The sequence below is a fragment of the Streptomyces sp. NPDC056948 genome, assembly GCF_042674225.1.
Taxonomy (GTDB): Bacteria; Actinomycetota; Actinomycetes; order Streptomycetales; family Streptomycetaceae; genus Streptomyces; species Streptomyces purpurascens.
The window spans coordinates 1-9,474 of record NZ_JBHUQX010000376.1 but is presented as its reverse complement, the minus strand read 5'-3'; the positions used below and the strand labels follow the sequence as shown (position 1 = coordinate 9,474).

At 71.1% G+C, this 9,474-nt stretch carries 10 protein-coding genes; 5 read left to right on the top strand and 5 right to left on the bottom strand.

Translation table 11 applies throughout. The features are described 5' to 3' along the window. The first annotated feature begins 112 nt into the window (after window positions 1-112). Window positions 113-799: a response regulator transcription factor gene (locus ACFTZL_RS34890; RefSeq protein ID WP_382591326.1), complete on the top strand. Its 687-nt coding sequence runs from the start codon at window positions 113-115 to the stop codon at window positions 797-799. Window positions 800-808: 9 nt separating this feature from the next. Further along, window positions 809-2,215, top strand: coding sequence for a sensor histidine kinase (locus tag ACFTZL_RS34885; protein ID WP_382591323.1), 1,407 nt, complete (start codon window positions 809-811; stop codon window positions 2,213-2,215). Here ACFTZL_RS34885 and ACFTZL_RS34880 read toward each other — a convergent pair. After that, on the bottom strand, window positions 2,205-3,206 hold the full coding sequence (locus ACFTZL_RS34880; RefSeq protein WP_382591320.1) for a TAXI family TRAP transporter solute-binding subunit: 1,002 nt from the start codon (window positions 3,204-3,206) through the stop codon (window positions 2,205-2,207). The genes ACFTZL_RS34885 and ACFTZL_RS34880 overlap by 11 nt on opposite strands. A gap of 98 nt (window positions 3,207-3,304) precedes the next feature. Here ACFTZL_RS34880 and ACFTZL_RS34875 point away from each other — a divergent pair, with 98 nt between their 5' ends. Then, on the top strand, window positions 3,305-3,724 hold the full coding sequence (locus ACFTZL_RS34875; protein WP_382591317.1) for a MazG nucleotide pyrophosphohydrolase domain-containing protein: 420 nt from the start codon (window positions 3,305-3,307) through the stop codon (window positions 3,722-3,724). 12 nt (window positions 3,725-3,736) lie between these two features. Here ACFTZL_RS34875 and ACFTZL_RS34870 read toward each other — a convergent pair whose 3' ends face one another. After that, window positions 3,737-4,960, bottom strand: a complete 1,224-nt coding sequence (locus ACFTZL_RS34870) for a cation:proton antiporter (protein ID WP_382591314.1) — start codon at window positions 4,958-4,960, stop codon at window positions 3,737-3,739. A gap of 4 nt (window positions 4,961-4,964) precedes the next feature. After that, window positions 4,965-5,450, bottom strand: coding sequence for a cation:proton antiporter regulatory subunit (locus tag ACFTZL_RS34865; protein ID WP_382591311.1), 486 nt, complete (start codon window positions 5,448-5,450; stop codon window positions 4,965-4,967). Between the two features lie 140 nt (window positions 5,451-5,590). Between ACFTZL_RS34865 and ACFTZL_RS34860 the strand changes: the two genes are divergently transcribed. Next, complete coding sequence (locus ACFTZL_RS34860) at window positions 5,591-6,634, top strand: sensor histidine kinase (protein WP_382591308.1); 1,044 nt, start codon at window positions 5,591-5,593, stop codon at window positions 6,632-6,634. Between the two features lie 69 nt (window positions 6,635-6,703). Then, a complete protein-coding gene (locus ACFTZL_RS34855; protein ID WP_184589925.1) occupies window positions 6,704-7,363 on the top strand; it encodes a response regulator transcription factor in 660 nt (219 codons plus the stop codon). On the opposite strand, the gene ACFTZL_RS34850 is transcribed toward ACFTZL_RS34855, so the two are convergent. Next, window positions 7,350-7,967 carry an AAA family ATPase gene (locus ACFTZL_RS34850; RefSeq protein WP_382591305.1) on the bottom strand — a complete coding sequence of 206 codons (618 nt, stop codon included), beginning with the start codon at window positions 7,965-7,967 and terminating at the stop codon, window positions 7,350-7,352. The genes ACFTZL_RS34855 and ACFTZL_RS34850 overlap by 14 nt on opposite strands. Continuing rightward, complete coding sequence (locus ACFTZL_RS34845) at window positions 7,964-9,274, bottom strand: MFS transporter (RefSeq protein WP_382591302.1); 1,311 nt, start codon at window positions 9,272-9,274, stop codon at window positions 7,964-7,966. The genes ACFTZL_RS34850 and ACFTZL_RS34845 overlap by 4 nt, the downstream gene beginning before the upstream one ends. Window positions 9,275-9,474: the final 200 nt, after the last annotated feature.

Genomic DNA, 9,474 nt, shown 5'->3' with positions numbered 1-9,474 from the left:
CTCTTGACGCCGTCCTCATCCATCAGCGTGACTGCAATGCGTGCACGCGCGCGTGCACGCATTTTTTTGTACACAGATAGATCGTACGGCCAGTGAACCGAAGGGGGCCCGGATGAGACTGCTGCTCGTCGAGGACGACAACCACGTCGCCGCCGCCCTGTCGGCTGTCCTGGCACGGCACGGGTTTGACGTCACGCACGCGCGCAGCGGTGAGGAGGCACTCCAGGCACTCGTCCCCGAGAGCGACTGCTTCGGTGTCGTCCTCCTCGACCTCGGCCTGCCCGACCAGGACGGATACGAGGTCTGCGGCAAGATCCGCAAACGCACCGCCACCCCGGTGATCATGGTCACCGCGCGCTCCGACGTCCGCTCCCGCATCCACGGCCTCAACCTCGGCGCCGACGACTACGTGGTGAAGCCGTACGACACCGGGGAACTGCTCGCCCGCATCCACGCCGTGAGCCGGCGCACCTCCCACGAGGACACCTCCAACGGCATCGAGACCGAGCTGCGCCTCGGGCCCGTGCACATAGAGCTGCCCACCCGCCGGGTCAGCGTCGACGGGTCGGTGGTCCAGCTGACCCGCAAGGAGTTCGACCTGCTGGCCCTGCTCGCACAGCGGCCCGGGGTGGTCTTCCGCCGGGAGCAGATCATCAGCGAGGTGTGGCGGACGAGCTGGGAGGGGACCGGGCGCACCCTCGAGGTGCATGTCGCGTCCCTGCGCGCCAAGCTGCGCATGCCGGCCCTCATCGAGACCGTACGCGGAGTCGGCTACCGGCTCGTCGCGCCTGCCGGGTAGCGGGGCCGGGTGCACACTCGTCTGCTCCCGCTGCTGATCATCCTGATGGCGGCCGTGCTGCTCGCGCTCGGGGTCCCGCTCGCCGTGAGTCTGGCCGGGGCCCAGCAGCAGAAGGTCGTCGTCGACCGGATCGACGACACCGCGCGCTTCGCCGCCCTCGCCCAGTTCGTCACCGACTCGCCCACCGGCACCGCCGGCGCGTTCGAGAGCGAGCGCCTGGCCATGCTCAGCAGCGAACTCGACAGCTACTACGACGTCTACGGCATCCGGGCCGGTGTCTTCTACCGCAGCGGCAGTGCCATGGCTCATGCGCCGGCCAGGTGGTCCCTGCCGGATGAGGGCGAGGTGCGTGACGCCTTCGACGAGGCGCTGCTCAGCCGCCGCAGTCACGACCCGAAGCAGGTCTGGCCCTGGCAGCGCCACAACCTGGTGGTCGCCTCGCCGGTCATCCGGGACGGGGATGTCGTCGCGGTCGTGGTCACCGACTCGCCGACCGGGCAGATGCGCTCGCGCACCCTGCACGGCTGGCTGGTCATCGGCGCGGGCGAGGCCGCCGCGATGCTGCTGGCCGTCGGCGCCGCCCTGCGGCTGACCGGCTGGGTCCTGCGGCCCGTACGCGTCCTCGACGCCACCACCCACGACATCGCCACCGGGCGGCTCAAGTCCCGGGTCGCGGCCGCCGGCGGACCGCCGGAACTCAGGCGTCTGGCCCGGTCGTTCAACGAGATGGCGGACAACGTCGAGGACGTGCTGGAGCAGCAGCGCGCCTTCGTCGCCGACGCCTCGCACCAGTTGCGCAACCCGCTCGCGGCGCTGCTGCTGCGCATCGAGCTGCTCTCCTTCGAACTGCCCGAGGGCAACAAGGAGATCGCCTCCGTCCAGGCCGAGGGCAAGCGCCTCGCGCAGGTCCTGGACGACCTGCTGGATCTGGCGCTGGCCGAGCACACCGAGGCTGATCTGAGGATCACCGACATCGGCGAGCTCACCGCCGAGCGCCTCGCGGCCTGGGCCCCGACCGCCGAGGCCAAGGGCGTACGCCTGGTGGGCGACTGCCCGCCCACGACCGCGTGGGCCGACCCGGTCGCGCTGTCCAGCGCGCTGGACGCGGTCATCGACAACGCGGTGAAGTTCACGCCCGAGGACCAGACCGTCGAGGTGACCGTCGCCTCCAACGGCGACACCTCCACCGTCGTCGTCATCGACCACGGTCCCGGCCTGACCGATGAGGAGCTGGCCCGCGTCGGCGACCGTTTCTGGCGCAGCAGCCGCCACCAGAACATCAAGGGTTCGGGCCTCGGACTGTCCATCTCGCGGGCGCTGCTCACGGCGGGCGGCGGTTCGATCACGTACGACCGTCACGAGCCGCACGGGCTGCGGGTGACGGTGAGCGTGCCGAGGTCGGGGCCTACGGCTTGACGGACTGGTAGTAGCGCTGGGCACCGCGATGCAACTGGAGCGGGTCGGTGTAGATCGCGGTGCGGACGTCGACCAGCTGGGCGGAGTGGACGGTCGCGCCGATGCCGTCCCGGCTGTCGATCACCGTACGGGTCAGCCACTGGGTGAGCCGGGGGTTCATGTCGCTGCGCGTGACCAGCAGGTTGGACACCGCCAGGGTCGGCACCGGGTCACCGCGCTGGATGGTGGGGTAGGCCGACTCCGGCATCTTGGTGGCGCGGTAGTACCGCGTGGCACCGCCCTGGTCGTGCAGCTTGGCGACGAGCCCGGCGTCGATCGGCACGAACCGGAAGGCAGAGGACGACTTCTTGGCGAGGCGGCTGAGCCCATCCGTGGGCAGTCCGCCCGACCAGAAGAACGCGTCGAGGCCGTGCCCCAGGCGCCGGGGCCCGGTGTCGATGCCGTCCGAGGAGGGCTTGATGTCCTTCTCCGGGTCGATCCCGGCCGCCTTGAGGACCCCGTTCGCGATCAGCCGCACGCCGGAGTTCGGCAGCCCTATGGCCACGCGCTTGCCCCGCAGGTCCGCGACGGAGCGGATGTCCGAGTCCGGCGGCACGACGAGCTGGAGGTAGTCGTCGTACAGGCGGGCCATACCGCGCAGCCGGTCGGCGCCCGCGCCGTGGTCGAGCTTGTACGTGGCGACCGCGTCGGCCGCGGCGATCGCGAAGTCGGCCTTGCCCGTCGCCACGTCCGAGACGTTCTCCTGCGACCCGGCGCTGGTCAGCAAGCGCACCCTGAGGTCCGGCATGTCCTGGTCGATCTCGGCGCGCAGGAGTTCGCCGTACTCGTGGTAGACCCCGGCGCGGGTGCCCGTGCTGAACGTGATCGCCCCGCCCGGAGGCTCCTCGGCCCAGGGGCGCAGCCACCACAGCAGCAGTCCGAGGACCAGGAGGGAGGCGGCACCGCCCTGCAGGGCCCGGCGCCTGCCGATACGGGGGAACATCTTGGACATGGGCGAGATCCTGCCAGCCTTGGTGCCCCGCTGACCAGGGGCGGGGTCCGGCACCGGGGCGGGGATGAGTGTCAGTGGCGGCCACTACTGTCGTCCCCATGAGCTCCTCGCCCGCTGACCTGGTCCGTGAATTCCACCTCGCCTTCGGCCTGGACGCCCGCAGTACGCCGACGGAGGTCTCCCCGGAACTCGCCGCCCACCGCGGCGAACTCCTCGCGGAGGAGGCCGCGGAGGTCGCCGAGGTGTCGGTCCAGGGTCCGCTCGACCGGCTCGCCCACGAACTGGCGGACGTCGTCTACGTCGCGTACGGCACCGCCCTCGTCCACGGCATCGACCTCGACGCGGTACTGACCGAGATCCACCGCTCCAACATGACCAAGATCGGCCCCGATGGCACGGTCTCCCGACGCGAGGACGGCAAGGTCCTTAAGGGCGAGCACTACGAGGCACCGGATGTGCCGGGGGTGCTGCGGAGGCAGGGGTGGGCTTCGGGCAGTGACCAGAGGTCCCCGAGGTGACCCACCCCCTCCTCAGTCGCCCACCGGCGCCTCCGCCTCGGCCTTCCGGGGCGCCGGTTCCGGGGCTCCCCGACGGGCCTCGCGGCGTCCGCTCCACCACATCGCCACCGGCTCCGTGTAGCGCGCGGTGAGGGGACCCAGGACGACCAGGATGAGGACGTAGGCCGTGGCCAGGGGGCCGAGGGACGGCTCGATACCGGCCGCGACCGCCAGGCCGGCGATGACGATCGAGAACTCCCCGCGGGCCACCAGCGCACCGCCCGCGCGCCAGCGGCCCTTGACGGAGATCCCGGCGCGCCGGGCCGCCCAGTACCCGGTGGCGATCTTCGTGAGGGCCGTGACGACGGCCAGCGCGAGGGCCGGCAGCAGGACGGGCGGGATGCTGGACGGGTCGGTGTGCAGTCCGAAGAAGACGAAGAAGACCGCCGCGAACAGGTCCCGCAGAGGGCTGAGGAGGGTGTGCGCGCCCTCCGCCACCTCTCCCGACAGCGCGATGCCCACGAGGAAGGCCCCCACCGCGGCCGACACCTGGAGCTGCTGCGCGACACCCGCGACCAGGATCGTCAGGCCCAGCACCACCAGCAGCAGCTTCTCCGGGTCGTCGCTGGAGACGAACCGCGAGATGAGCCTGCCGTAGCGCAAGGCGAGGAACAGCACGAGCCCGGCCGCGCCCAGCGCGATCGCCAGGGTCACACTGCCGGCCATCAGCCCGACGCCCGCCACCAGTGCCGTGACGATGGGCAGGTACACGGCCATCGCCAGATCCTCGAGCACCAGCACGCTGAGGATGACGGGTGTCTCCCGGTTGCCGACCCGGCCCAGATCGCCGAGCACCTTCGCGATCACGCCGGACGACGAGATCCAGGTGACACCGGCCAGGACGACGGCGGCCACCGGCCCCCAGCCGAGCAGCAGCGCCACCGCCGCTCCCGGCAGCGCGTTGAGCGCGCAGTCGACCAGACCGGACGGATAGTGCGTCTTGAGGTTGGAGACCAGATCGCTCGCCGTGTACTCCAGGCCCAGCATCAGCAGGAGCAGGATGACGCCGATCTCGGCGCCCGTGGCGACGAACTCCTCGCTCGCGCCCAGCGGCAGCAGCCCGCCTTCGCCGAAGGCCAGACCGGCCAGGAGGTACAGCGGTATCGGCGAGAGCCGGAATCGGGCGGCGAACCGGCCGAGCAGGCCGAGGCCGAGGATGATGGAACCGAACTCGATGAGCAGGACCGCGGAGTGCACAGACTCACTCCCGCCCGAGTATCGTCGCGGCCGCGTCGACGCCTTCACGGGTCCCGACGACGATCAGCGTGTCACCGCCCGCCAGCCGGAAGTCCGGCGCGGGCGACGGAATGGCCTCGGCCCGGCGCAGCACCGCCACGACCGACGCGCCCGTCTCCGTCCGCATCTTCATGTCGCCGAGCACCCGCCCGTTCCAGCGCGAGGTCGCGGCCACCTCGATCCGCTCGGCCACCAGCCCCAGGTCCGTGGTGTACAGCAGGCTCGGGCTGTGGTGGGACGGCTTCAGCGCGTCGATCAGCGAACCCGCCTCCGAGCCGGTCAGCCGCAGCGAATGCGCGCAGGAGTCGGGATCGTCGGCCCGGTACACGTTCACCGTGCGCGTGCCGTCGCGGTGCGCCACCACCGACAGATGGCGGTGTTCCCGGGTCTCCAGGTCGTACTGGACCCCGATACCCGGCAGCGGCGTCGCCCTCAGGCGCGGAGCTGACACGTTTCTTCCCCTTTTTCGTCTTGTTTGGTTTGTTTGTCTTGTTGGTGATGCTGTGTCGGTGTCGTGAACGGTGTCGTGAACGGTGTCGATCAACGGACGGGTCAAGTCCGCATGCTGCCATCCGGCCGTACGGTGACGACATGGGTGTTGTGACGGATATACACAGCGGCCGGTCGCCGGAAAGGGTGGAGCGGGAGGTGCCGTACGCGAAGGCCGGAAGGGGCGGATCCAGGAACGTGTCGTTGTTCTGGCGGATCTTCTCGCTCAACGCCGCGGGCCTGGTCGTGGCCACGGCACTGCTGCTCGGCCCGGTCACCGTGTCCACCCCCGTCCTGGCGGGCGAGGCGCTCGTCCTGCTCGGCGGCCTGGTGATGCTGCTGGCGGGCAACGCGCTCGTGCTGCGCTTCGGCCTCGCGCCCCTGCAACGGCTCGGCAGTTCCATGGCCACCGCCGATCTGCTGCGTCCGGGATCCCGCCCGGTGGTCGCCGGCCCGGCGGAGACGGCCGCGCTGATCGCGACGTACAACACGATGCTCGACCGGCTGGAGGCCGAGCGGGCCGCGGGCGCCGCCCGGGCCCTGTCCGCACAGGAGGGCGAACGCCACCGGATCGCCCGCGAGCTCCACGACGAGGTCGGGCAGACCCTGACCGCCGTCCTGCTCCAGCTCAAGCGCGTCGCCGACCGGGCGCCCGAGGAGCTGCGCGAGGAGGTGGGCCAGGCGCAGGAGGCGACCCGGGCCGGTCTGGACGAGATCCGCCGTATCGCCCGCCGACTGCGCCCCGGTGTCCTGGAGGAGCTCGGGCTGGCCAGCGCCCTGCGCTCGCTCGCCTCCGAGTTCACGACCCACGGTCTGACCGTGCGCCACCATGTCACCGGCGACCTCCCCTCCCTGAGCCCGGAATCGGAACTCGTCGTCTACCGGGTGGCCCAGGAAGGCCTGACCAACACCGCCCGCCATGCCACCGCCGATCGCGCCGAACTCCGCCTCCAGCAGGTCCCCGGCGCCGTCGAACTCCTCGTACGCGACAACGGCACGGGTGTCGGCGACGCCCCGGAGGGTGCCGGAATCACGGGCATGCGCGAACGCGCCCTCCTGATCGGCGCCGCCCTCACGGTCGAACCGGCCCCCGGCCGGGGCACCGACGTACGCCTGCGCGTACCGGTGACGGAAGGAGCCCGCTGATGTGTCCCCACCCGTCGGGCCGAGGAGCCCGCTGATGTGTCCCCACCGGTCAGGCCGAGGAGCCCGCTGATGTCCGCCCCCACCCCGATCCGTGTCCTGCTCGCCGACGACCACACCCTCGTACGCCGGGGAGTGCGCCTCATCCTGGACGGGGAGCCGGACCTGACGGTCGTCGCCGAGGCCGGGGACGGTGCCGAGGCCGTCGCCCGGGCCCGGGACACCGCCGTGGACCTGGCCGTCCTCGACGTCGCCATGCCCCGCATGACCGGCCTCCAGGCGGCCCGCGAACTCTCCCGCCGACTGCCCGACCTGCACATCCTGATCCTGACGATGTACGACAACGAGGAGTACTTCTTCGAGGCGCTCAGGGCCGGAGCCAGCGGCTACGTCCTCAAGTCCGTCGCCGACCGCGACCTGGTCGAGGCCTGCCGGGCGGCCGTGCGCGACGAGCCGTTCATCTACCCGGGCGCCGAGCGGGCCCTCGTCCGCTCCTACCTCGAGCGGCTGCACCGGGGCGACGGCCTGCCGGAACGGGCCATCACCGAACGCGAGGAGGAGATCCTCAAGCTGGTCGCCGAGGGCCACACCTCGAAGGAGATCGGCGAACTCCTCTTCATCAGCGCCAAGACGGTCGAACGCCACCGCGCCAACCTCCTCCAGAAGCTCGGCATGCGCGACCGCCTGGAGCTGACCCGGTACGCGATCCGGGCCGGGCTCATCGAGCCGTGAGCCCGGGCGCCCTCGCGTCGTCCTCGGCGAGTCCGCCCAGCGCGCGAGCGACCGCGTCCGGAGTGACACCGTCGGCCCGGTTGTCGAACACCAGGCTGTGACGGCTCGACCACCGGCACGCGTTGTCCTGGGCCTTCCGCCAGAAGACGTCCCAGTCGGCGAGCTTGGAGAGGTCCCGTGCACAGCCGCGGGCGCGGACGCGGGCACGGGCGGTGTCGGAGTCGGTCTCGACCCGCACCACCACCGGTTCGGCGTGGCGGGGCCAGGAGTGGCGCTCGGCCACTTCGGCCAGATAGCCGGGGCGGGAGAAGTACCGGCCGAACGGGGCGTCCAGGACGACCGGCCGGCCCACCGCGAGGTTGTCGCGCGCCAGGTCCAGGATGGTCAGGTACTCCAGTTCCATCACCGCCGACTGGTAATACGGGTTGAGGTCCCGCTCGGACGGGTCCGTGCCGGCGAACTCGAGGAGCGCCTCGGTGAAGCGGGTGCAGGCGGTGTCCTTGTCGATGTAGGCGGCCCCGGTCTGCCGGGCGAGCAGCCGGGCCACGGTGCTCTTTCCCGACCCGGCCGGCCCGATCACGAAGTAGGCCCGTGGAACGGTCATGTGCGGCTCACCTTCGGGAACCTGCGGTCCTTGACGAAGAACAGGTACGAGGAACCGCCGACCAGCAGCAGCACCCCGCCGACCAGGAAGACGAGGTTGTAGCTGCCTCCGGTGGCATCGAGGATGCTCCCGGTGACGATGGGAGCCAGCGTCGCGCCGAGGAATCCGCCGAAGTTCTGGATGGCGCCCAGCGAGGCCACCTGGTGCGGCTCCGCGACGTCGGAGGCCAGGGTCCACAGACAGCCGATCGGCACCTGCGCGGCGAAGTACCCCACGGACAGCAGCACCATCGCGAGCGGGGTGCTCTCGACATAGGCCACGGGGAGCACGGCCGCGGCGGCCAGGGCGGCGCCGCCGGCGATCGGGATCTTGCGCGAGGTGACGGCGGAGACTCCCCGGCTGATCAGGCGCCCGGAGAGGAAGCCGCCGAAGAGCACACCCGCGATACCGCACAGGAACGGCAGGGACGCCAGCCAGCCGGTCGCGGTGAGGCTGAAGCCGCGGGAGGTCTCCAGATAGCTGGGCAGCCAGGTGAGGTACACCCACACCGTGTAGAAGATGCCGAAGGCGCCGAGGATCATGAAGTACGTGTTCCGCTGCCGGAACAGCTGCCCCCACCCGGCCTTCGCCTCGGCCTCGGGTGCCGGGGGCGCGGACGCTTCACCCATGACGGCCGCCTGCTCGCGCAGCGTGGGGTCACGGTAGACACGCAGCCACACGAGCACGAGCACCACGCCCAGCGCGCCGATGGTGACGAACATGCCACGCCACCCGAGCAGCAGCATCAGCGTGGTGAGCAGCGGTGGGGCGATCGCGTTGGCTATCTGCGAGCCCGTGTTGACGATCGAGATCGGCAGCGCGCGCTCGTGCTGTGCGAACCACCTCTGGTTGACCTTCAGGCTGGCGGTGAAGAAGGGGGCCTCGGCGACACCGAGAGCCACGCGGGCCGCGTACATGGCGCCGTACGAACCGGCAGTCGCGGAGATCATCGACACCAGTGACCACAGCGCGGCCGCCCAGGCGTACATGCGCTTGGGCCCGAAGCGGTCGACGAGGTAGCCGGCCGGGAGGTTGGCCAGCGCGTAGGGCCAGGCGAACGCCGCGAGCAGGAGTCCCATCTGGGTGGAACTGAGATCGAACTCCTCGGCGACGGTCGTGTTGGCGACGCTCAGATTGGAGCGGTCGAGGTAGTTGACGACGCCGCCGATCACCAGGAGGGCGACCAGCACCCAGCGGATCCTGATCGACCGCGGGGCGTCGGCGTCAGTTCTCTCGGGAAGCCGGGCATCGGAGAGCGGTTGGGACATGGGGGAGCTCCTGGGGGATCACCGCAAGGGTTGGGGAGGGGGACGAGACACCGCAAGGGTCAGGAGTGGGGGGTGGGCGGAGTCGGGGGCCCGGGGGCAGGGCCCGGCGTGGTCGGTTTGACGCCGGACCGGCCCGGCCCCAGCGGTGACCCGCCCGGAGTAAACCGCGGGGCCGGGGGCCGTGGGGACGGAGCTTACGA